This is a genomic window from Halomicrobium zhouii (genome assembly GCF_900114435.1).
Taxonomy (GTDB): domain Archaea; phylum Halobacteriota; class Halobacteria; order Halobacteriales; family Haloarculaceae; genus Halomicrobium; species Halomicrobium zhouii.
In genome coordinates, this window is record NZ_FOZK01000004.1 from 233586 (window position 1) to 260211 (window position 26626).

Genomic DNA, 26626 nt, shown 5'->3' on the forward strand with positions numbered 1-26626 from the left:
AGTCGCGTCATTGTTGTCTGTATGACCGTGAGAGGCGGTTTGTTATGGTGGGCCTGTGGCCCTGATGCGGTCGTTTCCCGGTCATTCCGGTGCGGCGTGCCAGTCGCTGCGGAAGTGCGTCAGCGGCGTCGCGGTCCGGTTCAGCACGTCCGCGCTCTCCACGGCCCCGACGTAGATGGTGTGGTCGCCCGTCTCGTAGCTGTCGTGGACCGAACAGTCGATGTAGGCCAGCGACTCCTCGAACACGGGCGCGTCGGAGGCCGCCGTCCGGACCGGCTCGGCGACGAAGGGGTTCTCCGAGAGGTCGGCGACGTCCGCGAAGTACCGGCCGAGGCGGCGCTGGTCGGCGGTGAGGACGTTCAGACAGAACCCGCCGATGGAGGTCTCCTGGAGCAGTTCGTGGGCCTTCGTCCCGTCGGGGAGCGCGATGGACACCAGCGGCGGCGACAGCGACACCATGTCGAAGGAGTTGACCGTCACCCCGTGCGGGCAGGCGGCCGGCGGCAACGTGACGACCGCCACCCCCGTCGGCACCATCCCCGCCGTCTCCTGGAACTTCGTCCGTTCGATGGGCATATTGTCGACAGCGCGCGGTCTGACCCCTTTGTTATCCTTCTCGGGACGGCCGGTAAGGTGGGTCTAGCCGCCTGGCTCGCGAAATGGGTGCGAGCGACGCCGTCTGCCGCAGGCCCGGACGTCGACGCCGTCCGCCGCACGCGTGTACAGTCCAGCTAACTATACCGCTCCGTCACCCAGGAGACGACGATGAGCACTCCCGACCGTAGCAGGGTGAGTAGCCGCCAGTAGCGATGTGGCCGTGGGACCACCTCGCCATCGGCTACCTCGTCGTGTCGCTGTGGCGTCGCGGCCGGAGCAGGCGCCCGCCGGGTGAAGCCGAGGCAATCGCGGCCGTCGTCGGCTCGCAGCTACCCGACCTGATCGACAAGCCGCTGGGCTGGCGGACGTCGCTGCTCCCCTCGGGCCACTCGCTGGCCCACTCCCTGACCGTCGCCGCCCCGACCGCCGTCGTCGTCTACCTCCTCGCGCGCCGGTACGGGCGGGCGGACGTGGGCGCGGCGTTCTCGCTGGCGTACCTCGTCCACCTCCCGGCGGACGTCGTCTACCCGATGGTGCTGGGCGACCCGCCGAACCTGGCCTTCCTCTTCTGGCCGTTCGTCGACATCCCGCCGTCCCAGACGGACGCGTTCGCGGGTCGGGTCCTCGAACTCGTCGTCCAGTTCCTCGCCTTCCTGCGGACGCCACAGGGCCTCACCTTCCTCCTCGTCGAGCTATCGCTGCTCGGCGTCGCCCTCCTGCTGTGGCGCCGGGACGGCTGGCCGGGCGTCGCGTCGGTCGTCCGCGCCGTCGACCCTCGAAGCGTGTGACGAACGAATACGACGTATACGACGACGACCGATTCGCCCAGCGGCGGCGGTATATCGGGGTTATCGGGCCCAACTCCCACCATAACAATGGCCTCACGTGGCGCTGATGTCTACAATGTCACTTACGACTGCGGTAGTCGGTGGCGGGACTGTTTCGGACAGGCACCTCGACGGGCTGGCCAAGCTCGCGATGACCGACCTCGTCGCCATCTGCGACGTTGACGAGGACACGGTCCGCGAGAAGGCCCGCGAGTACGACCTGAAGGCCTACACCGACGTCGAGGCGATGCTGGCGCGGGAGGACCTCGACTGGGTCCACCTCTGTACCCCCGTCCAGACGCACCTCGACCTGGCGACGACGATCATCGAGGATGGCGTCCCCGTCCAGATAGAGAAGCCCGTCACCGAGACGGTGGCCGAGGCCGAGGAGCTGGCCCGCGTCGCCGAGCGCCACGACGTGCCCGTCTCCGTGGTCCACAACCACAACTTCGACCCGGCGATGCGGAAGGCCCAGGCCGCCATCGAGCGCGGCGACATCGGGCAGGTCCGCTCGGTCGACATGCTGTACGCCGGCGAGACCTGGCCCGACGAGGTCAAGCGCGGCGCCTGGGCCCACGAACTCCCCGGCGGCGAGTTCGAGGAAGGGTTCCCCCACCCCATCTACATGCTGCTGAATCTCGGAGGATACCCGAAGAGCGCCGACGACATCGACGCCAGCACCCAGCGTCGGCGCGAGTACGACGGCGAGTTCGCCTACGACGGCGTCCAGTTCCAGTTCACGAGCGAGGACGACGTGCTCTGTAGCGGCACCATCGTCGCCAGCGAGATCCCCCACAAGACGCTCACGATTCACGGCGACGACGGCAGCATCGTCGTCGACGTCGTCTCCCAGACCGTCACGACCCTCGACCGGGACTACCAGTCCTCCCCGGTCTTGCGCGCGATGACGAACGTCGACCACGTCATCGACCGGGTCAGGGGGACGCTGGAGAACGTCTACGACGTCGTCGAACGCAAGCGCGACGACAGCTGGGAGGTCGAGCGCGACGCCGTCCCGCACTACTACCAGTTCGACGCCGAGGCCGCCGCGCTCATTCAGGGCAGCGACCTGCCCTCGCCGCTGGAGGAGGCCCACTGGACCATCCAGATCATGGAGACGATCCGCGAGAGCGCCCTGGATGACGAGCCCAGGGTCGTGGCCCAGCGACCGATGGACCAGGACTAGCGAGACTGGCGGGACAAACGGCGACCCACCGGCCCGCGTAGGAGCCCGTTTAATGCGACATTCACGTCCCTTGGCTGCAGTCACCTCACCATAACAAAGGCCTGTTCAGTGACAACTACCCGTTACTGCCTGGTACGGCGTACCCTCCGAACAATGACACATTCGAAACTCGGCTCTCTTATCATCGTCTCAGTGCTGATACTGGTGGTCCTCGCGCCCGTGCTCACGTTCGCGAGCGCGCCCGCGACGGCCGCGAACACCTCCGACACGGCCGACACCTACGTCGTCGAGCAGGGTGGCGAGTGTATCCTGCTCGAACCGCACGGCGACGGCACGGAGACAGTCGAAGCGTTCTACGACTACCGCACCCCGTACACGGATCCGTCGGCCTGGGATTACTCCTCCTACGGGACCGAGCACCTGCAGGACAACCAGGTGAGCAAGGTGTTCGTCTACGAGGGGGCCGAGGGGACGAGCCTCGTCTTCCTCCACGACGAGCGCAGCGAAGACGGCGAGCCCCAGCCCTACGGGAGCACCATAACGATGCAGATATCCGACCTCCCCGAGGGGGTGTGGGCCGTCCAGGACGACACGTACCAGAACGACAGTCAGGACGACAACTGGGAGATCGGCGACTCGTCGACTACAGTCGACTGGATGTGGCAGCCCGACCGCTCCGACGGCGGCGCCTACCGCGGCCTCCACGGGATGGACGCCGAAGACGCCATCACGGTCGATCCCTCGTTCAACGAGGAGGCCGACCACTGGGGCGAGTGGAACTGGTCCGGCGACGACGACAACCGGACCGAGCGCTGGGTCGCCCGCTCCGGCGACGGCACGGAGACCGAACTCGACACGACCGAGCCGATAACGATCCAGCGCGGCATCTGCGGCGCGGACGAGACGGCGCCCGAGGCGAACGCGGACGTCTCGCCGACGACCGTCGCGCCCGGCGAGGACGTCACCTTCGACGCGAGCGAGTCGACGGACGACCTCGGTGTCGAGGGCTACGAGTGGGAGTTCGGCGACGGCAGCGAGCCGGCCACCGGCGAGACGGTCACGCACGCCTACGCCGAGAACGGGACCTACGATGCGACGCTGACGGTGACGGACGGCGCGAACAACACGGACACCGCCACCGTCCCGGTCACCGTCGAGGCCGAGGACACCGACGCAGCACCGACGGCCGTCCTCGAGGCCCCCGAGTCGGTGATGGCCGGCGAGCCAGCGACGTTCGACGCGCGCAACTCGACCGACGACGAGGGGATCGTCTCGTACCAGTGGACGGTCGACGGGGCGAGCGTCGACGCCGATGGCCCGACGCTGGAACGGACCTTCGCGGACGCCGGCACCTACACCGTCGGCGTGACGGTCGTCGACGGGAGCGACCAGACGAACGCCACGACCACCGACGTGACCGTCGAGGCCGCGCCCGACGAGCCGCCGATGGCGGCGGCCAGCGCCGACCCGACGACCGTCGCACCCGGCGAGCCGGTGGCGTTCGACGGTACCGCCTCGACCGACGACGGGGAGATAACGGCCTACGAGTGGGGGTTCGGCGACGGGAACGCGAGCGACGGCGCCACGGCCTCGCACGCGTACGCGAGCGCGGGAGAGTACGAGGCGACCCTCACGGTGACCGACGACGCGAACAACTCAGCCGACGCGACCGTGCCGGTGACCGTGGAAGCCGAGGAGACCGACGACGACTCCGAAGACGAGAGCGGTGACGACGAGTCGGACGGCTCCGACGACGCCGACGATCGCGACGACAGCGGCGATTCTGACGACGCCGACGACAGCGACGACTCGGACGGGCCGGACGAGACGGACGATTCCGGTGACGACAGTCCCAGCAGTAGCCCGAGTGACGGGAGCCCCAGCAGCGGCGGCAGCTCCGGCGGCACCGGCGGCGCCGCGCCGCCCGCTGACGAGTCGTCCAGCGCGAGCGTCTCCCAGACCGACGACGGGCGACTCGTCGTCACTGTCGAGAACGCCGCCGAGGGCGAGGCCGTCTCGGCCGACGTCCCCGGCGACGAGAACGCCACGGGACTGCGTTCCGTCGAACTCGTCCCCGACACCGACGCCGACGAGCTGAACGTTACCCTGTCCCCCAGTGACGACGTGAGCGCACCGAACGGGACCGACGCCGGGCTGTACGAGGTGCGCACCGAGAACGGGTCGACCGTCCGAAACGTCACTTACCGGTTCGCGGTCGACCGCGCTGCCATCGGCGAGTCGGGCGAACTCCGGGTCCTGGCTGGCGACGGCTCGAACGTGACGGCGCTGAACCACACCGTCGTCGAGAACGGGTCGACGACCGTCCTCGATGCGACGACCGCCGACGTCGATCGGGTCGTGGTCGCGGCCGTCGCCCCCGACGTGTCGGCGACGGCCATCGGCACCAACGGCACGGCGACGGCCGGCGAGCCCGCGACCGTCGAGGCGACGCTCGCCAACGACGGCCACCTCGACGCCAACCGGACGGTGAATCTCACCGTCGACGGGGCGGTCGTCGACTCGCAGACCGTCACCGTCCGCGCGGGCGAGACGGCGAACGTCTCCTTCGAGACGACCTTCGACGCGGCGGGCGATGCGCGCATCTCGGTGGCCGGCACCGAGGCGACGATCACCGTCGCGTCGGCCGACGGCAGCACCGACACGGAGGGCGATACCGTCACCGGGGGCGACGCCGAGAGTTCGGACACCGATACCGAGAGCACGGACGCTGCGCCGACCAGCGGCCAGAGCACGGAACTGGCCCTCGCCGGCCTCGGCATCCTGGTAATCGGCGCCGTGGGACTGATCCGGATCTTGTAGTCGCTAACGTCTGGCTGTTTTTCCCTCGCCGTTACTCGTTCCGTCTGTCTCCTCAGATCGGCTTGTCTTCACAGCTCGTTCCGGGTATGGCCACGCTATCGTAGCGTCGTAGCAACGGGAAAGCACACGGTGCGGGCGCCCGACTTGTCGACCACGAGAGACGCGCCGAACGAAACGACAGTCCCCGTCGCTCCCGACGACAGCGGACGGCGACGACGAGACACGCGCACCGATGACTCTCAGAGAGGAGCGACAGCGTGATTCCGACCACGTCGCCGAGAGGTTCGGGGACGATAGCGCCTGACGAGAATAGGTGTTCTGGCCGCGTGAGACTACCGCACTACTGCACTGTCACCCAGAGGTGGACGTGCCCCTCGGCGTTCTCGGCGGACGGCGTCTCGGGGGCCTCGCCGCGGTAGACGTAGTAGGCCAGGCGGAGGTCCTCGCCGGTCATCGACGGCTCGACCTGGTGGGTGGCCCGCCAGGTCTCGTTGGCCGGAACCTGCGACGCCAGCGTCTGGAGGCGCTCGCGCTCGGTCACCGCCACGCCGTCGGTCCCGTTCCGGTCCACTCGCTGGAGTTCGACGACGGCGGTGTAGTCGGCGGGCTCCTCGTAGCGGTTCTCGACTTCGAGCGTGAGCTCGTGGGCCTCGCCGGCGGTGAGGTTCGTCGGGTAGCCGGAAGCGACGTAATCGCCGTCCGACGACTCGGTGACCAGCGAGACGCTGGTGTAGGACTCGCCCTGGGTCGGGCCCGTCAGCCCGAAGGCGAGGCTCCCGACGGCCAGCAGGACGGCGACGACGAGGACGGCGCTGAGGACGGTGTCGGTCGCCGTCCCCGCGGCCAGCCAGTCCCGGGTCCGCGCGCCGAATCCCAGGAGTGAGGGCGGACTGTACCGTTCGTTCGGCGAGAGCGCGAACCGGCGGACGATGCCGACGATCGAGAGCGCGACCACCAGGACGGTGACGCTGGTGACGACGGTGGCCGTCTCGAAAGGAATCCCGAGCAGGCCGTGGATCACCGCGAGAATCGGCAGGAGGGCGAGGCTGAAGCCGAACGAGAGCCCGAACCGCTCGATGGTCCCGGGGCTGTACGCCGACGCGCTCACTGGGTGTGAGCGCGTTCCGGTGGGGCGTCCGGGGAACAGCGCGGCGACGAGCGCGTAGCCGGGCAAGACGAGGACGAACACCATCCCGACGAGCGCCCGCGGCCACGAGTAGCCGGCGTCCGAGCCCAGCAGGACCGCGAAGACGAGCGCGGTCAGGACGACGACGGCCAGGAGGTCGAGTGGGAACCCCGCCAGGAGCGAGCGTATCCGCCCCGGTTCGCTGTCCGTCGACGATGCTGTCGTCATCGGTCATCACCCGTCCCGGAACCGCCCCTGGCCGCTGCGGTCGGTGCGCACGACTGCTGAGTCCCGAACATCACTGGTTACGACAACCTAGTCGCAACGAGCGTTTTGTTATAGATACCCTTCGCCTCAGACGCCGCCAAATAACATTTCTACCGGGGTGCGTGGGACGGTGTGTTGAATGGGTGCTTCACGACACCGGCCAGGACGTAGGGTGGCCACGCGATGAGTATCGAAATCGAGGCGTTCACGCGCGAGCAGCGTTCGGAGTGGGACCGGCTGGTCGAGCAGTCGCCGGGCGCGACGCCGTTCCACCGGTTCGCGCTCCTGGAGGTCGTCGCCGACCACGCGGGTGCGACCCTCCACCCCCTCGTGGGGTACAAGGGCCAGGAACCGGTCGGGCTCTTCCCGGTCTTCGTCGTGCGGAAGGGCCCCGTCGCGACGGCGTTCTCGCCGCCGCCGAGCCTGAAGATCACCTACCTGGGTCCGACGCTGCTCAACGTCGCGAAGCTGAAACCGAGCAAGGCGGAACGTCGCAATCGCCGGTTCGTCGAGGGCTGTCTCGACTACGTCGACGAGCAGTTCGGCCCGCGCTACGTCCACGTGCGGACGCACACACGCTACTGCGACACCCGACCGTTCACCTGGAAAGGGTACGAGTCGACGCCGAACTTCACCTACGTCGTCGACCTCTCGGACGGCCCGGACGCGCTGTTCGACCGGTTCAGCCGCGACGCGCGAAAGAACGTCCGCGACGCCCAGGACGCCGATTGCGTCGTCGAGGAGCGCGGCGCCGACGCCGCCTGCACCATCGTCGACCAGGTGCGCCGGCGCCACGAGGAACAGGACGAGTGGTACCCCCTGACGACCGACTTCGTCACCGACCTGTACGAGCGGGCGCCCGAGGGCGTCGTCCGACCCTACGTCTGTGAGGTTGACGGCAGGACCGTCGGTGGCTCGCTCACGCTCGAACACGGCGACACGGCCTACGGGTGGCAGGGCGTCGTCAAACCCGACGTGGACCTCGACGTCAACGACGTCGTCCACTGGCACGTCATCAACGAGGCCGCCGACCGCGGTGTCACCCGGTACGACCTCGTCGGCGCGAACGAGCCACGTCTCTCCCGGTACAAGGCGAAGTTCGCGCCGACGCTCGAGTCCTACGACGGCCTGGAGAAGTCCAGCCCCGGGATGTCGCTCGCAGCGAAGACGTACAAACGACTCCGTTGATAGCGGTCTCTGCTGACAGTTCCGGCTACGGCCTCGTCAAAAAAGCACGATTCTCGCGTCCGGTCGACCGTCAGTCTTCGTCGATCCGGTCGATCTGGTCGACCCACTGTTCGATGTGCGGGTCGCCGCGGTACTGGACGGTGCCGTCGTCGGGGTCGTACTCGACGACTTCCGCGTCGTCGAGTTTCGGCAGGTGGGTGTGGTGGAGCGAGGACCGCAGGTACGTGCAGTTCGACGATTCTTCCCCGATGTCGCCGTAGGTCTCCTCGATAGCGTTGACGATGTCCTCGATCCGATGCGTCGCGTTGGGTTCCTCCATCAGCGCCCGCATGACTGCCCGACGGCGTTCCGGCGCGAGTAACCGAAGAACCGAACTCGGAAGTCGGTCTGGTGCGTCGCGCCGCGCCGTAGTATCCTGACCCATTGGAACCTCCTCAGAGACGGCGGGGTATTGTTATGACGCCTTTTTCGAGGTGGTAACGCTTCCTTATGGCTACCGGAGATCGCTACGGAGAAGCCGCAATTCGTGGGATGATAGGCGTCTGCCCTCATCCGGTGCGACCGTGTCACGGACTACCGAGACGCTAGACAGATCGCGGACGGCCAGGTCGAAATCAGCCCATAGCATCGCACGAATTCGGATAACTGAGTTATAACAATAGGGATGGCTCGCCTGTACCCCACTGGGGAAGTCGGCTATCGCTTCCCTGCGCGATGTGACTGCCCACCCCAGCACGCTCTCACCCCACCCTGAATCCCACCCCAAGTGCCCCTTTTTACCGCTCTTTCGTGCCCGCGACTGCGCTCACGATATCCGGTTCCACTCCATCCAGGGCCGGGGTGACAGCGTGAATCCCCACTGCGTTCGATTCCGTCACGGGTTCGTGTTTTCCCGCACCTACTCGAAACGCCCCCGAGCGTCAGCCGTGGCTTAGGGTCCAGTAGTATCCACCAGGCGGACTGAACAGTGGGGCGCGTTTAATAGACGGTGTCCCCCTGTGTCGGGCACGACGTTCGCGTTGACGTGGGAGTGCGCTCGAATCCAGTCCGACCGTGAACGAACAGCGACGCCCCGTTCCGTCCGCCCGCGAGGTGCCGCCTCGGACCCGTCGAGCGCTCACGTGACCGACTGACTGCGAACGGAGCCAGGAGGACCACCGACGATGGAAGGCACGACACAACGGAGAGTCGAACTGTACGTCCGCTCGCTCGCGCCGTGCGGAACGAGCACCGAACAGAACGAGATCGTCGAGCGACTGCGAGATCTCGAACGCCGCGACGTCGTCGACGACGTCGACCTGACAGTGTGGGGTGACGCCGTCTGTCTCGACGGTGCCAGCGCGACCGTCGGGACGGGCAGGCACGTCGCCGACCGCGTCCGGGAGTTCCACAGCTGGTGTGGGGACGGACGGACGTCGCTCGACCCGTTCTTCACCTGGTCGACGGTCGAGTCGTCGCTCTCGGGCGACTCGTTCCGGCGCGTCGTCCTCCCCCAGCGATGTCTCGCGCTCTACGACGACGGCCAGTTACAGGAGGTGTATCCCCGGCAGGTCGACGGCGCCGTGGAGTCGCTGGCGGACGGGGTGCGGTCGCTCGAGTCGGCCACGAACGGGAACGCGGACCCGTCGCTCGCCTTCGAGGAGGTTTAGCCGGCGTTGAGGATGGTGAGGACGTTGAGCGTGACGGCGATTCCCTGTGGGAGCGCCAGGCCCGCCATCGCGGCGACGCCGTAGCGCCGTCCCAGGACGTGCCAGATGATCGCGACCCAGGAGACGGCGACGAGTTTGAGGACGACCAGTCCGGCGACCCCGTACTGCGAGAGGATGGCGAGGACGAACGGGTTCTGCTCGCGCAACCCGATTCCGAGCCCGTAGACGGTCGTCACGAGATCCCCGAGGACTGCGGCGGCGCCCAGGGCGCAGACGGCGCCGACGACGGGAGTCGTCGTCAACACCCCCCAGCCGGACCGGTCCGGGGGCGAGTCGTTCGTCGTCTGCTGCGTCGTGGCGTGGTCCGCCTGAACAGGGTCGGGCATCGATGGATCGCGCAGAGAGCGCACGCAAACCGACGCGCGATGCCCGTTTGGTTACTCAGTCGCTATCCGGGAGTACATTCGCCATAGGACGGGAGGGCGCCCGGATTGGCGCCGAGCACTCCTGTCGTGCCGGGGCGTCGCCGCCGGTGGGTACGCCCTTCCTACGACCAGTCCGGGGCTATCGTAACCCGGGACTGCCGTGACCCAGGACTGCCATGACCCGGGACTGCCGTGACCCGGGACTGTCCTTCCGTGGCCTGCTCGGCCCTGACAGGCCCTGTCCAGATGGGCCCCTCCCCTACCGTCGCTGTTCGACGGAGCGTGACGGGCGGCCCCAACCTCTAGTTTCGCTTACGTCTAAATATTACTGCAGCTGAAACGATACGTTCTGGCACGCGGCCCGCGCGGGTAGATCTCCACCGACAGCGGGCCACGTCGAGGGCCGTCCCTGTTCCGCTACCGGGCCACATCGACCGCAGAACCGCCCCGTCGTCGCCCCGCGCCGCTACTCGACGGGTGGTGCCTCCCGGTCCGTTCGGCCCGTCCGTCGTTGGCGCCGCCTCCAGCGTTTCGCACCGAAATCCCATCTCACGGCAGTTCTACGGGCGTTCCACGACGACAGTCGCTGTCGTGGCCCTCGTCAGCCGCGCACCACCGAACGTCGGACTTATCGGTTTCTAGAATAATGGGTGGCGCTGACAAACGTGACAGGGGGTGCCAATCCCGGGGCGGCCCTGGAGCGCTCCCTCGTTCGCTGGCGATGAGTCGCCGCGTCACTCGATGTCGATGGGGACGCCGTCGGTGGCGCTCGTCGGAGCGACGGTGCGGTCGTCGTGGTCGTAGTCGAGGAGTCCCGCGTCGTCGAGTTTCGGCAGGTGGCGGTGGTGGAGGGAGACGTGCACGTCGCGGACCGTCGACTCCGGGACGGTCATCGCGGCGGCGTCCGCCTCCTGGGCGGCGACGTCCTGTGCCAGCCGCTCGACGGGGACTGGCGAATCGTAGCCTCTCATAATCGAGAGGACGCGGCGACGCCGTTCCGTGGTGAGTACGTCGAACAGTTCGTCGACGGACGATTCGTCGGTCGCGACCGATCGGACGTCGGAGTTCGTGGGTACAGTGTTGCTCATTGTTGCTCTCGTCCACACCCATCGCGTGGTGTACCTGGGTAGAGAACAGACGGGGAGGTAAGCCCTCCCCGTAACCAATTAGGTATGTGACGACGGTCGAACACAACTGGAAACTATCCCGTGAATACCTCGCCGTCTTCCGATTTTCTCGTGTACGGTCGAGTGATCACTGCTCGGTATCGTCGGCCGTCGCACCACTCCACCAGCGGTCCCGACCCCGCTCGAAGCGACCGGTCCGCTCGCCGACCACGGCCACGTTTACCGCGTCTAATGCGCGGCTACGACGGCGAACGATCGGTCCGTTATACCGGCCTCATCGGAGTACCGCCGGATGGCTCCCCGGAGCCACGAGTACCAATGTCGCAGCAAAACCCACAGTTCCAGCCAGGAGTACAGTTCGAGCACCAGACGAGCGGTCAGGAGATGGGCGGTCAGGAGATGGGCGGCCAGCGAATGAGCGGACAGCAGACGGGCGGTCAACAGACAGGCGGCCAGGAGATGGGCGGCCAAGGGATGGGCGGTCAGGGAATGGGCGGCCAGATGCAGGGGCGTCTCTCGGCCCAGCAGCGGAGCGCGCTCACGAACGTCACCCAGGCCATCGAGGTGTGTGAGTGGTGCGCCGACCAGTGCGTCCAGGAGGCCGACCCCAGCATGATAGAGTGCATCCGCCTGTGCGAGGACGTCGCGGAGCTGGGCGAGACGGTGCTGGCGCTGGCCCCGCGAAACTCGCGGTACACCCAGTCTGTCCTCCAGGCGTTCCAGCAGGCCCTACAGGCCTGTGCCCAGGAGTGCGGCCGCCACCAGCACGCCCACTGCCAGGAGTGCGCGCAGGTCCTCTCGCAGGTGACCCAGGCGACCCAGTCGCTCCAGCAGCAGCCCCAGCAACAGAGTCAGCAGATGGCGATGCGGTAGCGCGCCGAAGCACCCTCAGCTGCTCACTCCGGGGTCCCCCGTGACCCCAGCCACGCCCCGAGCGTGATACCGTAGATCGCGTGCCCGAGGTGGAAGATCAGCTCCTCGTCGGCCGCTAGCTCCTCGTCCAGTAGCCCGTTCAGGAGCACCCGCAGTCCGAACGCCGACAGGCCGAGGCTGTAGACGACCGCAGTGACGACGCCGCGCAGTTCGGCCCTGGCCTCGGACGACCGGGTGGCGTCTGTTCCGGCGAGTCGCGGTTCCAGCGCCACGTACGCGACGCCCGCACCCGCGCCGTAGAGCAGGTGCAAGAAGAGCGCCGGGACCGTCGCGCTGCCCGTCCCGTCCCTGCGCACGTACCGCCGCCAGAACTCGTCGGTCGGCGGGAGCGAGCGACTGATCGGCAGCCGGAACGCCGTCATGACCACCGTCGCGACGAGCCCACCCACGGCGCCGACCCGGATTCGCCCGAGCGCCCCCTGCCGGCCGCTGTCGTCGTCGATTCCGCGCCGCTGCTCGTCCGCCGTCGGTCTCGATCGGATCATCCGGCCGGAGAGACGGGCGCCACTCCCAAATCACCTGTCACGATCGCCCGGCGCCCGCCCCAGTGAGCACCCTCACCGACAAAAAGGAACGACCCCCTGATCGGCTAAGCCGATGTTTACGAACGGGGGGAGATTGGACGGCTGTCACCGTATTTAGTCGTCGAGACCCTAGCCGTGATCGGAGGGACACAAATGAGCGATAGCGACGCATACGACGACCGAACCGAGGTACGGGACCGCGACGACGACTACGACCGCACCGACGAGTACGACGCGCGCGGCGTCGACACCAATCCCACCGAACGGGGCAAGTGGATCTCGGCCCTCGTCGCGCTGCTCGGCCTGTGGCTCGTCGTCGAGCCGTTCCTGTTCGAGATGACGGCGGCGAACTTCTGGAACGACGTGATAATCGGCCTCGCGCTGATAGCCCTCGGCGCGTACAACTACTATCGACGCGCGGACGAGCGACTCGGCAGCGTCGCAGTCGGCGCGTTCGTCGCGCTGCTCGGCCTGTGGCTTCTCGCCGCGCCGTTCGTGTTCGGCACCGACGCCGCCGTGACCGAGGCGACCGGCGCGACCTTCTGGAACGACGTCGTGGTCGGCGCACTCGTGGTGATACTTGGCGCGTACAGCGCGTACGAGGCCCGGGACACCGACGTCGCACGTCCCGCGCGAACGTAGGAGAAAGGCGAAACGACGGCCCGGCCGGCGAGACGGCGGGCGGTTCGTCTGGCGAGGCGGGACCGTTCACTCGACCCGGTCGATATTTTTCGTCAGTTGCGAGAGTCGGAAGGTGACGAGGTGATAGCGCGTCACCATCGCGGAGAAGATTCCCATCGCCACGCAGAACGCCAGCGCGAACAGGATGGAGCCGTCGTTGAGGAAGCTGTTTAAGAACTGGAGCAGGCCGAAGACGATCGGCCCGACCGTGAACAGTACCGTCCTGACCGGATGGGTTCGGACCATCCTACCGAGGTAATCCCTTTCGCGTCGTGCCATTATGGTTCTGTTTACGGCAGGCGTAAAAACAGCTTCGGTCAGACCGACTGGCCCGTCCGGCGACGCGGTCCCGGAAAGGCGACCTTAGCGAGCGGCCCCCTTTAATCGCTGCCGGGAGTCGAGTCGGGGGCGTCGCGGTCAGGCGCGTCGCGGACGGGCGATTCGTGAGCCACGTCTCCGAGGTCGATCGGTTCCAGCGGATCGTTGGCCGGTGTGTCCAGGACCGCCCCGTCGACGTCGAACCGCGAGCCGTGGCAGGCGCAGTCCCACGAGCGTTCGCCGTCGTTCCAGGACACCTGACAGCCCATGTGCGTGCAGACGGCCGACACCGCGTGGATCTGGCCGCCGTCGTCGCGATACACCGCGACCGGGTCGACCCCGTCGTCGAAGACGTCGCCCTCGCCGGGGCCCAGCGAGTCGAGGTCGACGTCCGGCCGCTGTCTGAGGACGTCCTTCGCGAGGTGCGTCATCGAGTGGACGTTGTGCGAGAGGAGTTCCGTCTTCGACGCCCGAGCGCGCAGTCTGGTCGGCGCGTACACCGACTCCCATGGGTTCTCTCGTCCCGTGATCAGGTCGGCCAGCAGGACGCTCGCGGCGGTACCGTTGGTCATCCCCCACCCGCCGAACCCGGTCGCGACGTAGACGTTGCTGGCCCCCGGGCCGGCGGGGCCGACGAACGGCACCCGGTCGACCGACCTGTAGTCCTGCGTCGACCACCGATACTCGATCGAGTCGACGTCGAAGTGGTTGCGGGCCTGGGCCTCGAGTTTCTCGTACCGCGTCTCCGTACTGCCCCCCTCGCCCGTGCGGTGGTTCTGGCCGCCGACGAGGACCATCGGCTCGTCGCTGTCCGGGTAGGGACGGACGGAGAAGTACGGGTCGTAGGGCTGGTAGTACATCCCCTCGGGCGCGTCCTCGTTCAGCGTCGCCGCGACGACGTAGGAGCGCTTCGGGGTCAGCCGCGCGAAGTAGGCGGCGTCGTCGCGGACGGGGAAGTGGGTCGCGAGGACGACGTCGTCGGCCGTCACGGTCCCGCGGTCCGTCTCGACGGTGCAGGGGTCGCCCCCGTCCACGTCCTCGACTGTCGTCTCCTCGAAGACGTGGCTGCCGTCGCCGGGGACCCGCCGCGCGAGTTCGAGCAGGTAGTTCCGGGGGTGGAAGTGGGCCTGATCGTCGACGCGAATCGCCCCGCCGACGTCGTAGGGCAGGTCGGTCTCCTCGACGAACGACGCGTCCAGCCCTGCGCGCCTGGCGGCCTCGACTTCGTTTCGTATCGCTCGGCGGTGCCGGCGGTAGTCCGGGTCCTCGGCCCGCTCGGGGGTGTACGTGTACGCCGGCGCCCGCTCGAAGTCGCAGTCGACGTCGTACTCGGCGACGGTCTCCGCGACGTCGTCGATGGCCGCCTCGTTGGCCTCGGCGTACAGGCGGGCCTGCTCCTCGCCGACGTGGTCGGTCAGGTAGTCGTAGATCAGCCCGTGTAACGCGGTGAGCTTGGCCGTGGTGTGGCCGGTCACGCCCAGCACGATCCGGTCGCGTTCGAGCAGCGCGACCGACTTGCCCCGTTCTGTCAGTTTCAGGGCCGTCGTGACGCCGACGATGCCGCCCCCGACGACGGCGACGTCGACGTCCAGGCCGCCGTCGAGCGGGTCGTAGTCGGTCGATTCGGACCGGTCGATCCAGATCGGTTCGTGTGCTCCTCGGTGACCGTCGTGGGATGCTGTGTCAGAATTCATCGGTCGCCTCCGGCGACGCCGCTCGCGGTGGCCCGACCGGTGCCGGCCGGGGCCACACGCTCGTCAGCCGATGCCCCTGGACCGTCGTCCGGACAGCCATTGAAGATTGACCCGGCCGTCGCAGGGGTCTTTTCCGGGTGGAACGCGAGCGACGATTCCGGGCCGACAGTATAAGTGTGAGGCCCCCGTCACTTCGGACGTATGCTTCGCGTCAGTCGGGACGGTCCGGAACGGGGTGATCGATTGCCGTGTCGCTGAGTCTCGGCGGCAGTAGCGGGCGCGCCACGTCCGTACTGCGAGCTATCGCCGCGGAGTTCAAGGAAGAGAACATCACCTTCATGGCCGGTTCCATCGCCTACTACGCGTTCGTCTCGATGTTCCCCCTGCTGTTGCTCGCGCTACTGGTCGCGTCCATCGTCGGTGGCCAGGCGTTCGCCGACGTCGTGATCGGTCTGACCCAGCAGTACCTGACGCCCGCCGCACAGGGGATAGTGACCGACTCTATCACCCAGGCCAGCAACGCCGCCAGCTTCTCGATCATCGGGATCGTGGCGCTGCTGTGGTCCGTGCTGAAGGTGTTCCGCGGGCTCGACGTCGCGTTCGCGTCGCTGTACCACTCGCCAGGCGACAACGGCATCCTCGACCAGGTGAAAGACGGCGTCATCGTCCTGGGCGGCATCGTCGTCGCAGTCGCTGCGATGGTGGTTGCCGGCTTCCTCGTCAGGTTCGTCCCCGACGTCCCGTACATCGGTGCGCTGAGCTTCGTGTTCCTCATCGCTGCCCTGACGGCCGCCTTCTTCCCGATATACTACGTCTTCCCCGACGTGGACGTCTCCGTCCGCGACGTGATTCCTGGCACCGTCGTCGCCGCCGTCGGGTGGGCGATCCTCCAGAGCCTCTTCCGCGTGTACACGACGTACTCCTCGACGGGCGAACTGTACGGGGCCATCGGCGGCGTCATCCTGCTGGTGACCTGGCTCTACTTCGGCGCGCTCGTCCTGTTGCTCGGTGTCGCGGTCAACGTCGTGCTCGCCGGCCAGTCGGAGGCGGCGAAACCGACGCCGAACCCGGAGGGGAATCGCTCGCCAGAATGACGCGCCTCGCGTGCACACCGTGACCGGTCAGCGCCCGTAGCACCGATGGACGACGACGCAGTTCCCGCGGACCGATGTGGCTACGAGTACAGCGTGAGCACGCTCCACGACATCGGCGACTCCTGTTGCTGGCGGTCCGTCTGGAACGACGAGGACCGCTGTGTCTGGCACGCGACCGGTGTTCCGAAGTTCCACGACGACTACGCGGCCCAGGCCCCGGACGGGCCGGAGCGCCTCGACGGTGCGACGGTCGACACGGCCGACCTCGACGGGGTCGACTGGTTCGAGGGATGTTCCCTGATCGGTACCGAATTCAGCCACGTCGACCTCCGGGATGCGTCGCTGGCTGGCGCGGACCTGCGCGAGTCGACGCTGGACAACGTCGACGTCCGCCAGGCCGACCTCTCGCGGGTGAACGTCGAGGACGCGTCGATACGGACCTGTGACCTGCGCGGTGCCGACTTCCGGCACGCCCGGTTCGACCAGACGGTGCTCTCGGACGTCCGCATCAATCGCGACACCAGGTTCGGCGACGCCGTCGTCTACGAGGAGGAACTGGCGGCGGCCGAGGACGCGGCCACCTTCGAGGAGAACGCCCAGGCGGCCGTCTGGGCCTACCGCGAGATTCACAACATCCACGAGAACAACGCGCTACCCTACGAGGCCCGCCAGTACTACCTGAAGGAGAAGGACGTCCGCCGCCGTCTCGCCTGGGAGTCGGGGCACCGGACGCGGGCAGTGATGGCCGAGGGCGCCCGCTGGATCACGGGCTACGGCATGAGTCCGTGGCGCGTCCTGGCGACGGCGGCCGTGATCATCGTCGCCTCGGCGTTGCTCTACCCGCTCACCGGCGGGCTGGTGGAGACGGTCAGCGGCGGCGGTGGCGAACCGGAGTCGATCACCTGGTCCATCGAGGACCCCGAGACGGCGCCGCAATTCGTCCTGGTCGAGGCGTTCTACAAGAGCCTCTACTTCAGCATCGTCACGTTCACGACGCTGGGATACGGCGACGTCCGCCCGGTCGGCAACTTCGCCCGGGGACTCGCGGGGGTCGAGGCGCTGCTGGGCCAGTTGCTCGTCGCCGTACTGGTGTTCGTGCTCACGCGCCGGATCAGCTGACGCATCGACGCGCCGGCCCTCGATGCCGACGGACCTGTCTCTGTGCCAACCTTTTAGTCTCGTGCTCGCGTATCTCGAGCCGGTATGACAGCCGTCAAAGTAGTCAAAGTTCTCGGGACGTCAGCGGAATCGTGGGACGACGCCGCAGACGAGGCGGTGCGGGAGGCGAGCAAGACCATCGACGACATCCGGGGCGTCGAGGTAGAGGATCAGACGGCGAAGGTGGAAGACGGCGAGGTCACCGAGTACCGGGCCACCGTCGAAGTCGCCTTCCCCGTCCACGAGGAACAGCACGCCCAGTGACCGCCCCTGACCGCGCCGGATCGACTACCAGCGGCGACCGCTGGGACGGGTAACTGCCGACACAGATTCATGAGCACTGACCAGGAGATAGAGGCGGAGGAACCGGAGGGCGACGTCGACGAGGAGGCCATCGCGGCCCTGCTCGGCGACCGAGTGATCGGGACGGACCACCACGAGAACGCGCCGGCGTTCGTCGTCGGTCCGGACCACGTCGCGGACGTCCTGCAGACGCTGAAAGCGCAGGCCGGCTTCGACCACCTCTCACTGCTTACCGCACAGGAGTACGCGGACCGCTTCGAGAGCATCTACCACCTCACGAGCTACGAGGACCGTACCAGAGAGGTCTCCGTCGTCGTCCCATCGAGCAAGGACGACCCGCGCAACCAGTCGGCGACGTCGGTGTTCAGTACCGCCGGCTGGCACGAGCGGGAGGCCTACGACCTGGTCGGTATCGACTACGCGGGCCATCCCGACCTGCGGCGCATCCTCCTGCCGGAGACGTGGCAGGGCCACCCCCTCTCGCTGGACTACGACCAGCAACAGCCCCAGGTCGTCACCCTGGCCGAGCACGGCGAGGCGATGATGTCCGGGGCCACCGCCCAGGCCGAGGTGAGCGACCAGCACGAGGGGTCGGACAGGATGTTCATCAACATCGGGCCCCACCACCCGGCGACCCACGGCGTCCTCCACCTCGAAACCCAGCTCGACGGCGAGCAGGTCGCCCACGTCGACCCGGACGTCGGCTACCTCCACCGCTGCGAGGAGCAGATGTGCCAGAACGGCACCTACCGCCACAAGATCATCCCCTACTCCGACCGCTGGGACTACACTGCGAACTTGCCCTGCGAGTGGGCGCCGGCCCGCGCCATCGAGGACCTGGCCGACGTCGAGGTGCCGGAGTACGCCCAGGTGCTGCGGACGATGGCGACGGAACTGGGCCGGATGTTCGGTCACTTCCTCGCGGTGGCGACGTACGCACTGGACGTCTACGGGGACTTCACGGCCATCTTCCAGTACGGCATCCGCGACCGCGAGACGGTCCAGTCCATCCTGGAGGACCTGACCGGCCAGCGGATGATGTTCTACTACTTCCGGGTCGGCGGCGTCGCCTGGGACCTGCCTACGCCGCGCCAGGAGTTCGTCGACAAGGTGCGCCAGTTCATCGACGAACTCCCCGGTCGCCTGGCGGAGTACCACGACCTCATCACGAACAACGAACTGTTCCAGATGCGGACCGTCGACACGGGCGTCGTCGGCCCCGACGTGGTGAAAGACTACGGCGTCACCGGGCCGGTCGCTCGCGCCTCGGGCGTCGACTACGACCTCCGGCGGGACGACCCCTACGGCTACTACGACGAACTCGACTGGGAGGTCGCGACGGACGACGGCTGTGACAACTACGCGCGCATCCTGGTCCGCCTGCGCGAAGTCGAGGAGTCGGCCCGCATCGTCTCCCAGTGCCTGGACCTCCTCGAGGACTGGCCCGAGGACGAGCGCACGCTCCAGGCCAACGTCCCGCGGACGCTCAAGCCCGAGTCCGACTCGGAGACGTACAAGGCGGTCGAGTCCGCCAAGGGAGAGATGGGCGTCTACGTCCGCAGCGACGGGACCGCCAGCCCCGCCCGCTTCAAGATCCGCAGCCCCTGCTTCCACAACCTCTCGGCGCTCCCCGAGATGGCCGAGGGAGAGATGATCCCCGACCTCATCGCCGCCGTCGGCAGCCTCGATATCGTCCTCGGGAGCGTCGACCGGTAGGAGGATGCTCCGAGCGAAGCGAGGAGCATCTTACAGAGGAACGGCGAGCGAAGCGAGCCGTGAGAAGGATGCTCCGAGCGAAGCGAGGAGCATCTTACAGAGGAACGGCGAGCGAAGCGAGCCGTGAGAAGGATGCTCCGACCGGAGTGAGTCGCCCCGTTTCCGCCCCGCCACCGCCCACTGCTTAACAACGATATCACTGTTAACCACTGCGTCGTCGGCTTCGCACCAGCAGGCTACCAGTCGGTCCCGTCGACGACCGGCGGATCGCCGGACGCGACGACGTCTCCTGGCGACGCATACGGCGAAACTGGTGACCGTAGGTGACGGAATCGTGGTGGGGCGGAGCGCGCTTACTTGTTCGCGGTCTCGTCTCGACCGTAGCCCCGGGACCGGCGTTCACTCGGGTCGTGTCCCTCCTCGTCGCCGCTGTGGCGCTGCTGGTAGCGACTCTGCTGGCCGCCGGTGTGGTGCTGTCCCAGCTGGTCTGTCTGGCCCTGCTGGTTCTGGTGGCCGCCCTGCTGCTGGCCGTGGCGGGTCTGGTGACCCTGTCGGTGCTGTTGCTGCCCGCCAGCCTGGTGGGATATCTGGCCACGCTGGTCGTGATCCCGGCCCTGACGGGGCTGGGCGTCGCCGTGGCCCGTCTGGTGGCGCTGTCCCTGCTGCTGGCCCGTGTGACCGGTCTGGTGCTGGCCGGTCTGCTGGTGACCCTGCTGCTGTCGACCTTGCTGCTGGTTAGCTCGCTGCTGGTGCTGACCCTGAGGGTGGCCCTGCTGGGGATGGCCCTGGTGGGCCTGCTGGGCGAGTTCGTCGTGGCCGAACATCTCGCCGATCTGCTGGCCGGACTGCTGTTGACCGCCTTGCTGGCCCCGTTGCTGTCCGGCCTGCTGGTGCTGGCCGGCCTGCTCGTGCTGGCCGGTCTGGCGCTGTTGGTGTCCGGGCTGCTGCTGGTGCTGGCCGGACTGTCGGTGGCCCTGCCGCTGGCGGCCAGTTTGGTCCCGGCCGCCCTGGTGCTGGTCCCGTCGGGAGTGACCCTGGTGGGGCTCGTCCTGCCGACGCTGCCCTTGCCGGCGTCCCTGTCCGCTCCAGTCGCCCTCGTCGACCGGGCCCTGACCCCGGTCACGACTCGAGTGCTGGCCCTGCCGCTGTCCGAGCTGCTGGTGACCCTGTTGGTACTGGCCTTTGAACGGGTCCCGGTCGTGTTCCTGTCCCCGACGCTCGTCGTTCGGTGTGTGCTGATTCATGGGAAACTCTCGATAGGACGTGTCCGGTCGCCGGGTCGGTCCGGGCGGACCCTTCGCGGCCGGGCCGCCGCGTCGGCCGGTGCCGGCGACGGTACACCGCCACGCGATGGCGGAGCCGTCGTCCGTTCGGGGACAGTACTCGACGACGTATTGTTACTGGTCGCTTAGTTCTCGACCCGACCGCGCGCCTCGTTCGGCCGGATCTACTGGGCGAGACGGACGACTGGGAGCTAGCGACGCGCCGTGACTGTTCGCCGTTTCGGCCGGGTGGCGGACGGGCCGCCGTTCGTCGGGGAGTCTCGACCGCGGAGTAATTGCCCGCAGTCCGGCGATAATACTCGCTTATCGGCCCGAGAAGGCGTCGGTGGTAGTGGTGGCCGGGCCGGCGCTACGGGCGCGGCGATTTCCCGATACTGATCTCGCCGGCGTCGGCGTCGAACTCGACGACGCCGTACTCGTCGAGGACGGGCAACTGGCCGTGGTGGAGCCAGGTCTGGACCCGGCGCTGGACGTCGTCGTCGACGGCGTCGGCCGAGGTCCCGGTGATCCGGGCCACGACGCGTCTCGCCAGGTCGGGTTCCTGGACCGGGCCGTCTTCCTCGTCCAGGATGTCGAGGAGGTGTCGACAGTGCGGGTCGTCGAGCACGTCCGCGAGTTCCTCCGCGGGCGGTCCCGTGGCGTCCGTTCGCTCGGTTCGGCCGGGGCTGTCACCGACGCGTGAGTACATATCTTACTATTTCGCACCCACCGTGAAATTCAGGATGCCTAAGGAGATAGGGTCGACGGTGATCGCCTGACGCCGCCGCCACCAGCAAACCGAAACCACGTCGATGCAGCCGACGACCACCCGCCCAGTATCGGGGAAGTACCTGTAGACCGGGACCGTCGCGTGCACCCGGTGCGAAAACCGATTTATAACTAAAGGTGGCCCCGCCGCAGTCGTCGTATGGCACTCGTCGAGTCCATCATCGGCTTCGTCGTCAGCCTGCTCATCGGTGCGGCCGGGATCTACCTGGGCGCGAGTATCCTCACCGACGTCGAGGACTACACCTACGCCATCGTCACGGCGCTCATCGCGTCGCTGGTCTGGTTCGTCGTCGCCGCGTTCCTCGGCTGGATCCCGCTGCTCGGGGCGCTACTGGCGCTACTCGCGTACATCGCCGTGATCAACTACCGCTACCCCGGTGGCTGGGTCGAGGCGATCGGTATCGCCCTGATCGCCTGGATCGCCACGGTCGTCATCCTCTACGTGCTCGCGCTGCTGGGCATCACGTCGTTCTCCGCCATCGGCATCCCCGGCGTCTAGTCGGCCCGGTCGATTCGAGGCGGAGACGTTGCCGGAAGAAGGTGAATTCGGGGCGGACCACCGGACGACTGTCGGCGCCCATCGAGGCGCTGGTCGGGGCGTCACGAGCGGGGAAGTGACTGCACGTTCGGTCGACCGCCGGCTACAGCCGTGGCGACTGTTTCTTGATCGTCTCGCCGACCTTGTTGAGTTCGCTGCCCAGGAGGACGAGGACGTCGTCGAGCGTGATGATGCCCTGGAGGTCGCCGCTGTCGTCGACGATGGGCAATCGGCGGATCCCCTCGTCGCTGAGGTGCTGGAGTGCGTCGAAGACGCTCATGCTCGTCGTGGCGGTGACGAGGTCGCCGCTGACGAGGTCTCCGGCCTGCTTGTTCGCGATGTCCGGCGTGTTCTCGAGAGCGAGGGCGACGCTCCGGTCGGTGATGACGCCGACTGGCTGGTCGTCCTCGACGACGACCACGCTGCCGACGTCTTCCTCGGCCATCTTCGCGACGACCTCGGAGATGGGCGTGTCGCGCTCGGCAGTGACGACGTCTTCCTCGACGACCTCCTCGACCCGGATCGGACGCATGCGCATTCCCTCACTCCGTCGCGTTTGCCCGCCGGGCTGGGGCTGGATGCCGGGCTGGGGCATCTGTGTGCCGCCCTGGTGCAGCTGCTGTGGCTGCACGCCGGAGATTCCCTGTGGCGGTGCGCCCTGGGAGGGCATCTGCGGCGGCATCCCGCCGGACTGTTGCTGGGGTACTCCCTGTGGGAGCTGCCCCTGCGGTATCGGTCCCTGGCCCTGGGGCGGCTGTCCCTGTTGTGGCTGTCCCTGCGGTGGCCGACCCTGGGGCTGGCCACCCGGGGGTTGCCCCTGGGGCAGCTGCTGCCCGCTCTGCGGTGGCTGTCCCTGGGGTTGCCCGCCCGGCGGCTGCTGTGGGCGTCGCGCTGGTGGTTGCTGGTGCTCGGTGCCCGACGGTCGTCGTCCCCGTGGCTGGTCGGGGGCGTCTCCCTGGTACGGTGTCATGGGTATCCGTCGGCCGCTGGTGCTGGAACGACCGACTGTGCGACGGTTCGCTCCAGGGCTCAATAAAGCCTTGCCAGGTGACACGAACCCGGGGACGGGAGACACATCTTTCCCCGCGAGCATCCAACGAACGGTATGGTCGACCGCATCGCGGAAGCCCGCAAACTCGTCGAGGAGGCCAGTGACGTCACCGACGACGCCACGGTGCAGGAACAGCTCCACTCCATCGACGAGGGATTCGCTGTCCTCGCCGACGAACCCGACGACGCCGTCAAGGGCGACCGGCTAGAGGAAGTGGAGGCCAAACTGGTCGGGCTCGGTGACGAACTCGACGACGAAGACCGCGTCCACCACCTGATCGAGAACGCGCGCGACCACGTGGACGCGTTCCGCCGGGAGAAGGCACAGAACTGGTGACCCGCGCCGTTCAGCGCGCCTCGTGATCGGGCTGCCGGGGGACACGCGCGGCCCGCTCACGCGGCCAGGAACGACAGCGAGAAGGCGGTGAGTATCCCCGGCCGACGGAATCTGCGAGCAAGTGCGCTGGGCCGAGCGGTGGGGACGCGAGGCGGCGCCGGACCGGTCCCGGGACGGACAAGACCTAATGCAAATGAAGATTAAGCAACACTATGACAGACGACGTGGCCGACGGCGACTGGTACGAGACGACGTTCGATCCGGGCCCGAACCAGCCCAACGTCGACATCACCGAGACTGTCGCGGAGCTAAAGGGAGTCCAGAGCGACGAACTCTCGCCCCTGTACGACGCCATCGACCACGTCGTCGACAACATCTTCTCCGAACCGCCCGACCCCGACGCTAACGTCGAAGTGTCGTTCTCCTACGAGGGGTTCCGCATCACGATCTCCCAGGACGGGGACGCGAGGTTCCGTCCCGAGGAGTGAGCCGCAGCCGAGGGGGTAGCCAGCGCCGCTCCGGCGACACTGTGCGTTCGTCGCCGTTAGCTGCGCGATTCGCTCCCCCCGTCGGTCTGGCGTGGCTCCTCCGGAGTGGGCGTCCCCTCGGACGCACGGCCCATCCACTGGTTGATGTTGTTGGCGACGTACTCGTGGCCGCCCCAGCCGAGGGCGAGGCCGACGCCGATGGCGATGGCCGCCGCGACGCCCCACGCGATGGCGTTGGCGAACACGTAGAGGATGCTGACGTCGATCCCCATCGTGTCCAGGCCGATCACGATCGCGGTGAAGTAGAGGAACATCCGCGTCCCGGTCGCGAACCACGACGTGTAGGCCGTCTCCGTCGCCGCGCGCGTCTTCGTGATGGCGTCGCCGATGAAGTCCGCGACGACGAAGCCGACCACGATCACCGCCAGGCCGGCGATGAACGCGGGCAGGTACGAGACGGCTGTCGATATCCACTGGGACAGCAGCGGAATCGCGAGGACGTTCGCCGCCGCGAGGATGGCCAGCGCGTAGACGAACCACTTCGCGATGGCACCGAACGTGTCCGAGACGGCCTGGCGCGACCCGCCCATTATCCGGCCGAGGGGTGTATCGAGGACCATCCTGTCGAGTTCGACCGCGTCGGTCAATCTGCTGACGACTCTGGCCGCCGCGACGCCGACGACCCAGCCGATGATCAACACGACCAGTGCCCCGACGAGTCTCGGCAGGAACGCGACGATGTCTGCGACGGTGCTCTCCAGATACTGCGGAACGTCGATCTGTAACGCCAGTGCTGTCGTTCGTGTCATTGTGTCTCCATTACACACTAGCCTATCGACCCAGATAAATACGGCAGGTCGTATTTGTCGCCAAAATTCAGTAAGCACACCGATATCGTCTCGCAATCTTACCGGTGGGACGGGGGCGGGCGCATACTTATGGATCGTGAAGATCAATTGATGTGTGTAGCCATGCCCCGAGACGACGACACACCGAGCGAGAGCGAGGTAACGACAGATCCCGACCGCATCGAGACCTGGGCCGACGAACACGAAGCGACGCCGGTCAGACGCGAAGGTGACGGGGACGACACCGTGGAGATTCTCCCGGAATCGGACCGACGGGAGCACCACGAAGAGATGACGTGGGACGACTTCCACCGGGAAATCGACGAGAACGAGATGGTCGTGATCCGCCGGAACCGGGATTCGCGCCCCTTCGACGTCCTCGAACGGAACGAGATGGTGAGCCGGCTGGACGCCGAGGACGTCGAGCAACGGCTGATGGCCGGCGAGACGGTCACCTCGACGATCACCGAGACGACGGTGATCGAAGAGACCATCGTCGAGGAGGCCACCGTCGAGAGCGAGGTCGTCGACCGCGCCGTCGTCGAGGAGAGCATCGTCGACGCCGAACTCGTCTCGCGCGAGGTCGACCACTGCGAGGTCACCGCCGTCGACATCGACGACGAGATGGTCGACGACGAGCTGTTCGAGACCGGCTACGAGAGCACCGACGACGACATCGAGGTCACGGTCGAGGTCGACGAGGACTGGGCGGTGACCAGGGAGGTCCTCGAACAGTTGACCATCGAGAGCCGCATCGTGGACACGGACGCGACGGAGACCGAGACCGTCGAGAGCGACACCATGGAGGAGCGCGTCGACATCGAGGGCGTCCAGGAGACGATCCTGGAGGGCGACATGCTCGCCTCAGAGGGGCGCGCCAACGAGGTCATCGAGAGCGGCGCCATCGAGAGCGAGTTCCGCGAGGGCGAGGTCGTCGAGACGACGTTGCTCGAACGCAAGACCGTCGAGGAGGAGATGCGCGTCCGGCGGGAGTACACTGGCGACCTCACCACCGGCAGTACGCTCTCGGCCGAGACGATCAGCAGCCGGGACGTCGAGACCGAGATCGCCACGGACGAGGACCGCGAGTTCCTCGACCGGGAGGCCATGGCCGACACCGGGACGACTGGAACGATCGGCGGGACGGAGATGGCCGACGACGATATGACGGCTGACGACACGGAGACGACCGCTGACCGGGAGGCCACGGCCGGCACGGAACCCGCCACCGCGACGGCCGACGCGGACGCTGGCGAACACAGAGTGATGCCGACGGAGGCCGACGAGGGGAAGATGGTCGTCGACGCCACCGGCGAGGAGGTCGGGATGGTCACTGACGTCGAGGGCGGCACGATGTACGTCGACGCTCACCCGTCGCTCACCGACCGCATCAAGTCGGTCCTCGACTGGGGCGGCCACGACGACGACGCCTACCCCCTGGAGCCGGAGAACGTCGCCAGCATCACCGACGACGAGGTCCAGCTCGCGGGCGAGGAGGATCTAGAGCGGACGTAGACAGCTTGGTTCCGACGGACGGGAGGAACCAAGGAACGAGCGAGCGGGGAACGAAGTGACCCGCGAGTAGCGGTTCCGACGGACGGGAGGAACCAAGGAACGAGCGAGCGGGGAACGAAGTGGCCCGCGAGCAGCTCGGTTTCGACCGGCGGGAGGCACCGAGTTC

The 26626-nt window shown here is 67.4% G+C and carries 27 protein-coding genes; 16 read left to right on the forward strand and 11 right to left on the reverse strand.

Going from position 1 to position 26626, the window contains the following annotated elements; all coding sequences use genetic code 11:
- Positions 1 to 81 precede the first annotated feature (81 nt).
- Complete coding sequence (locus BM337_RS18290) at positions 82 to 576, reverse strand: flavin reductase family protein (protein ID WP_245778701.1); 495 nt, start codon at positions 574 to 576, stop codon at positions 82 to 84.
- A 233-nt stretch (positions 577 to 809) separates the two neighbouring features.
- On the opposite strand from BM337_RS18290, the gene BM337_RS18295 reads away from it, so the two are divergent.
- The 3 genes from BM337_RS18295 (at position 810) to BM337_RS21790 (ending at position 5430) form a co-directional block, all read left to right on the forward strand.
- Positions 810 to 1385, forward strand: a complete 576-nt coding sequence (locus tag BM337_RS18295; RefSeq protein WP_089818643.1) for a metal-dependent hydrolase — start codon at positions 810 to 812, stop codon at positions 1383 to 1385.
- A 115-nt stretch (positions 1386 to 1500) separates the two neighbouring features.
- Positions 1501 to 2610, forward strand: a complete 1110-nt coding sequence (locus BM337_RS18300; RefSeq protein ID WP_089818645.1) for a Gfo/Idh/MocA family protein — start codon at positions 1501 to 1503, stop codon at positions 2608 to 2610.
- Positions 2611 to 2763: 153 nt separating this feature from the next.
- Complete coding sequence (locus BM337_RS21790; RefSeq protein ID WP_089818647.1) at positions 2764 to 5430, forward strand: PKD domain-containing protein; 2667 nt, start codon at positions 2764 to 2766, stop codon at positions 5428 to 5430.
- 340 nt (positions 5431 to 5770) lie between these two features.
- On the opposite strand, the gene BM337_RS18310 is transcribed toward BM337_RS21790, so the two are convergent.
- The gene (locus tag BM337_RS18310) at positions 5771 to 6784 is read right to left on the reverse strand and encodes a DUF1616 domain-containing protein (protein WP_089818649.1); all 1014 of its coding nucleotides are present in this window, start codon (positions 6782 to 6784) and stop codon (positions 5771 to 5773) included.
- Positions 6785 to 7006: 222 nt separating this feature from the next.
- Between BM337_RS18310 and BM337_RS18315 the strand changes: the two genes are divergently transcribed.
- On the forward strand, positions 7007 to 8011 hold the full coding sequence (locus tag BM337_RS18315) for a GNAT family N-acetyltransferase (protein WP_089818651.1): 1005 nt from the start codon (positions 7007 to 7009) through the stop codon (positions 8009 to 8011).
- A gap of 70 nt (positions 8012 to 8081) precedes the next feature.
- On the opposite strand, the gene BM337_RS18320 is transcribed toward BM337_RS18315, so the two are convergent.
- A complete protein-coding gene (locus BM337_RS18320) occupies positions 8082 to 8435 on the reverse strand; it encodes a DUF7344 domain-containing protein (protein WP_143117759.1) in 354 nt (117 codons plus the stop codon).
- A 739-nt stretch (positions 8436 to 9174) separates the two neighbouring features.
- On the opposite strand from BM337_RS18320, the gene BM337_RS18325 reads away from it, so the two are divergent.
- The gene (locus BM337_RS18325; protein ID WP_089818655.1) at positions 9175 to 9660 is read left to right on the forward strand and encodes an HTH domain-containing protein; all 486 of its coding nucleotides are present in this window, start codon (positions 9175 to 9177) and stop codon (positions 9658 to 9660) included.
- Here BM337_RS18325 and BM337_RS18330 read toward each other — a convergent pair.
- Together BM337_RS18330 and BM337_RS18335 are read right to left on the reverse strand one after the other, a co-directional pair.
- Positions 9657 to 10046, reverse strand: a complete 390-nt coding sequence (locus tag BM337_RS18330; RefSeq protein WP_089818658.1) for a hypothetical protein — start codon at positions 10044 to 10046, stop codon at positions 9657 to 9659. The two genes, BM337_RS18325 and BM337_RS18330, sit on opposite strands and share 4 nt — an antisense overlap.
- Positions 10047 to 10819: 773 nt before the next feature.
- On the reverse strand, positions 10820 to 11173 hold the full coding sequence (locus BM337_RS18335; RefSeq protein WP_089818660.1) for a DUF7344 domain-containing protein: 354 nt from the start codon (positions 11171 to 11173) through the stop codon (positions 10820 to 10822).
- A gap of 357 nt (positions 11174 to 11530) precedes the next feature.
- Here BM337_RS18335 and BM337_RS18340 point away from each other — a divergent pair, with 357 nt between their 5' ends.
- Complete coding sequence (locus tag BM337_RS18340) at positions 11531 to 12085, forward strand: four-helix bundle copper-binding protein (protein ID WP_089818662.1); 555 nt, start codon at positions 11531 to 11533, stop codon at positions 12083 to 12085.
- Between the two features lie 23 nt (positions 12086 to 12108).
- Here the strand turns inward: BM337_RS18340 and BM337_RS18345 are convergent, their stop codons facing one another.
- On the reverse strand, positions 12109 to 12630 hold the full coding sequence (locus tag BM337_RS18345; protein ID WP_089818663.1) for a hypothetical protein: 522 nt from the start codon (positions 12628 to 12630) through the stop codon (positions 12109 to 12111).
- 192 nt (positions 12631 to 12822) lie between these two features.
- Here BM337_RS18345 and BM337_RS18350 point away from each other — a divergent pair, with 192 nt between their 5' ends.
- Positions 12823 to 13311, forward strand: a complete 489-nt coding sequence (locus BM337_RS18350) for an SPW repeat protein (protein ID WP_089818665.1) — start codon at positions 12823 to 12825, stop codon at positions 13309 to 13311.
- Between the two features lie 66 nt (positions 13312 to 13377).
- Here the strand turns inward: BM337_RS18350 and BM337_RS18355 are convergent, their stop codons facing one another.
- Positions 13378 to 13629 carry a hypothetical protein gene (locus BM337_RS18355; protein WP_143117760.1) on the reverse strand — a complete coding sequence of 84 codons (252 nt, stop codon included), beginning with the start codon at positions 13627 to 13629 and terminating at the stop codon, positions 13378 to 13380.
- A 101-nt stretch (positions 13630 to 13730) separates the two neighbouring features.
- Positions 13731 to 15362: an FAD-dependent oxidoreductase gene (locus BM337_RS18360; RefSeq protein WP_089818670.1), complete on the reverse strand. Its 1632-nt coding sequence runs from the start codon at positions 15360 to 15362 to the stop codon at positions 13731 to 13733.
- Positions 15363 to 15610: 248 nt separating this feature from the next.
- On the opposite strand from BM337_RS18360, the gene BM337_RS18365 reads away from it, so the two are divergent.
- The 5 genes from BM337_RS18365 to BM337_RS18385 all read left to right on the forward strand — a co-directional run bounded on the left by BM337_RS18365 (position 15611) and on the right by BM337_RS18385 (position 21045).
- Positions 15611 to 16456 carry a YihY/virulence factor BrkB family protein gene (locus tag BM337_RS18365; RefSeq protein ID WP_089818672.1) on the forward strand — a complete coding sequence of 282 codons (846 nt, stop codon included), beginning with the start codon at positions 15611 to 15613 and terminating at the stop codon, positions 16454 to 16456.
- A gap of 45 nt (positions 16457 to 16501) precedes the next feature.
- Positions 16502 to 17575 (forward strand): pentapeptide repeat-containing protein, encoded by a 1074-nt coding sequence (locus BM337_RS18370; RefSeq protein ID WP_089818674.1) that lies wholly within the window; start codon positions 16502 to 16504, stop codon positions 17573 to 17575.
- A gap of 84 nt (positions 17576 to 17659) precedes the next feature.
- Entirely contained in the window at positions 17660 to 17878 is a 219-nt protein-coding gene (locus tag BM337_RS18375; protein ID WP_089818676.1) for a dodecin family protein, read from the forward strand.
- Positions 17879 to 17947: 69 nt separating this feature from the next.
- Positions 17948 to 19633, forward strand: a complete 1686-nt coding sequence (locus tag BM337_RS18380; RefSeq protein ID WP_089818678.1) for an NADH-quinone oxidoreductase subunit D — start codon at positions 17948 to 17950, stop codon at positions 19631 to 19633.
- 410 nt (positions 19634 to 20043) lie between these two features.
- Positions 20044 to 21045 carry a hypothetical protein gene (locus BM337_RS18385; protein ID WP_089818680.1) on the forward strand — a complete coding sequence of 334 codons (1002 nt, stop codon included), beginning with the start codon at positions 20044 to 20046 and terminating at the stop codon, positions 21043 to 21045.
- Between the two features lie 220 nt (positions 21046 to 21265).
- Here BM337_RS18385 and BM337_RS18390 read toward each other — a convergent pair whose 3' ends face one another.
- A complete protein-coding gene (locus BM337_RS18390) occupies positions 21266 to 21604 on the reverse strand; it encodes a DUF7344 domain-containing protein (protein WP_089818681.1) in 339 nt (112 codons plus the stop codon).
- 219 nt (positions 21605 to 21823) lie between these two features.
- Between BM337_RS18390 and BM337_RS18395 the strand changes: the two genes are divergently transcribed.
- Positions 21824 to 22183, forward strand: coding sequence for a hypothetical protein (locus BM337_RS18395; RefSeq protein ID WP_089818683.1), 360 nt, complete (start codon positions 21824 to 21826; stop codon positions 22181 to 22183).
- Positions 22184 to 22325: 142 nt separating this feature from the next.
- Here BM337_RS18395 and BM337_RS18400 read toward each other — a convergent pair whose 3' ends face one another.
- A complete protein-coding gene (locus BM337_RS18400; RefSeq protein WP_218155593.1) occupies positions 22326 to 22892 on the reverse strand; it encodes a CBS domain-containing protein in 567 nt (188 codons plus the stop codon).
- A gap of 435 nt (positions 22893 to 23327) precedes the next feature.
- Between BM337_RS18400 and BM337_RS18410 the strand changes: the two genes are divergently transcribed.
- Both BM337_RS18410 and BM337_RS18415 read left to right on the forward strand, forming a co-directional pair.
- A complete protein-coding gene (locus tag BM337_RS18410) occupies positions 23328 to 23609 on the forward strand; it encodes a DUF7553 family protein (protein ID WP_089818689.1) in 282 nt (93 codons plus the stop codon).
- A gap of 212 nt (positions 23610 to 23821) precedes the next feature.
- Positions 23822 to 24097, forward strand: coding sequence for a HalOD1 output domain-containing protein (locus tag BM337_RS18415; RefSeq protein WP_089818691.1), 276 nt, complete (start codon positions 23822 to 23824; stop codon positions 24095 to 24097).
- Positions 24098 to 24153: 56 nt separating this feature from the next.
- On the opposite strand, the gene BM337_RS18420 is transcribed toward BM337_RS18415, so the two are convergent.
- On the reverse strand, positions 24154 to 24906 hold the full coding sequence (locus BM337_RS18420; RefSeq protein ID WP_089818693.1) for a mechanosensitive ion channel family protein: 753 nt from the start codon (positions 24904 to 24906) through the stop codon (positions 24154 to 24156).
- Positions 24907 to 25068: 162 nt separating this feature from the next.
- On the opposite strand from BM337_RS18420, the gene BM337_RS21680 reads away from it, so the two are divergent.
- Positions 25069 to 26460 carry a hypothetical protein gene (locus BM337_RS21680; RefSeq protein WP_089818695.1) on the forward strand — a complete coding sequence of 464 codons (1392 nt, stop codon included), beginning with the start codon at positions 25069 to 25071 and terminating at the stop codon, positions 26458 to 26460.
- Positions 26461 to 26626 lie beyond the last annotated feature (166 nt).

What these genes read in the sequence shown, in the direction of transcription:
- BM337_RS18290 (WP_245778701.1), bottom strand. Translation starts at nt 576, where the DNA reads ATGCCCATCGAACGGACGAAGTTCCAGGAGACGGCGGGGATGGTGCCG.
- BM337_RS18295 (WP_089818643.1), top strand. Translation starts at nt 810, where the DNA reads ATGTGGCCGTGGGACCACCTCGCCATCGGCTACCTCGTCGTGTCGCTG.
- BM337_RS18300 (WP_089818645.1), top strand. Translation starts at nt 1,501, where the DNA reads ATGTCACTTACGACTGCGGTAGTCGGTGGCGGGACTGTTTCGGACAGG.
- BM337_RS21790 (WP_089818647.1), top strand. Translation starts at nt 2,764, where the DNA reads ATGACACATTCGAAACTCGGCTCTCTTATCATCGTCTCAGTGCTGATA.
- BM337_RS18310 (WP_089818649.1), bottom strand. Translation starts at nt 6,784, where the DNA reads ATGACGACAGCATCGTCGACGGACAGCGAACCGGGGCGGATACGCTCG.
- BM337_RS18315 (WP_089818651.1), top strand. Translation starts at nt 7,007, where the DNA reads ATGAGTATCGAAATCGAGGCGTTCACGCGCGAGCAGCGTTCGGAGTGG.
- BM337_RS18320 (WP_143117759.1), bottom strand. Translation starts at nt 8,435, where the DNA reads ATGGGTCAGGATACTACGGCGCGGCGCGACGCACCAGACCGACTTCCG.
- BM337_RS18325 (WP_089818655.1), top strand. Translation starts at nt 9,175, where the DNA reads ATGGAAGGCACGACACAACGGAGAGTCGAACTGTACGTCCGCTCGCTC.
- BM337_RS18330 (WP_089818658.1), bottom strand. Translation starts at nt 10,046, where the DNA reads ATGCCCGACCCTGTTCAGGCGGACCACGCCACGACGCAGCAGACGACG.
- BM337_RS18335 (WP_089818660.1), bottom strand. Translation starts at nt 11,173, where the DNA reads ATGAGCAACACTGTACCCACGAACTCCGACGTCCGATCGGTCGCGACC.
- BM337_RS18340 (WP_089818662.1), top strand. Translation starts at nt 11,531, where the DNA reads ATGTCGCAGCAAAACCCACAGTTCCAGCCAGGAGTACAGTTCGAGCAC.
- BM337_RS18345 (WP_089818663.1), bottom strand. Translation starts at nt 12,630, where the DNA reads ATGATCCGATCGAGACCGACGGCGGACGAGCAGCGGCGCGGAATCGAC.
- BM337_RS18350 (WP_089818665.1), top strand. Translation starts at nt 12,823, where the DNA reads ATGAGCGATAGCGACGCATACGACGACCGAACCGAGGTACGGGACCGC.
- BM337_RS18355 (WP_143117760.1), bottom strand. Translation starts at nt 13,629, where the DNA reads ATGGCACGACGCGAAAGGGATTACCTCGGTAGGATGGTCCGAACCCAT.
- BM337_RS18360 (WP_089818670.1), bottom strand. Translation starts at nt 15,362, where the DNA reads ATGAATTCTGACACAGCATCCCACGACGGTCACCGAGGAGCACACGAA.
- BM337_RS18370 (WP_089818674.1), top strand. Translation starts at nt 16,502, where the DNA reads ATGGACGACGACGCAGTTCCCGCGGACCGATGTGGCTACGAGTACAGC.
- BM337_RS18375 (WP_089818676.1), top strand. Translation starts at nt 17,660, where the DNA reads ATGACAGCCGTCAAAGTAGTCAAAGTTCTCGGGACGTCAGCGGAATCG.
- BM337_RS18380 (WP_089818678.1), top strand. Translation starts at nt 17,948, where the DNA reads ATGAGCACTGACCAGGAGATAGAGGCGGAGGAACCGGAGGGCGACGTC.
- BM337_RS18390 (WP_089818681.1), bottom strand. Translation starts at nt 21,604, where the DNA reads ATGTACTCACGCGTCGGTGACAGCCCCGGCCGAACCGAGCGAACGGAC.
- BM337_RS18395 (WP_089818683.1), top strand. Translation starts at nt 21,824, where the DNA reads ATGGCACTCGTCGAGTCCATCATCGGCTTCGTCGTCAGCCTGCTCATC.
- BM337_RS18400 (WP_218155593.1), bottom strand. Translation starts at nt 22,892, where the DNA reads ATGCCCTCCCAGGGCGCACCGCCACAGGGAATCTCCGGCGTGCAGCCA.
- BM337_RS18410 (WP_089818689.1), top strand. Translation starts at nt 23,328, where the DNA reads ATGGTCGACCGCATCGCGGAAGCCCGCAAACTCGTCGAGGAGGCCAGT.
- BM337_RS18415 (WP_089818691.1), top strand. Translation starts at nt 23,822, where the DNA reads ATGACAGACGACGTGGCCGACGGCGACTGGTACGAGACGACGTTCGAT.
- BM337_RS18420 (WP_089818693.1), bottom strand. Translation starts at nt 24,906, where the DNA reads ATGACACGAACGACAGCACTGGCGTTACAGATCGACGTTCCGCAGTAT.
- BM337_RS21680 (WP_089818695.1), top strand. Translation starts at nt 25,069, where the DNA reads ATGCCCCGAGACGACGACACACCGAGCGAGAGCGAGGTAACGACAGAT.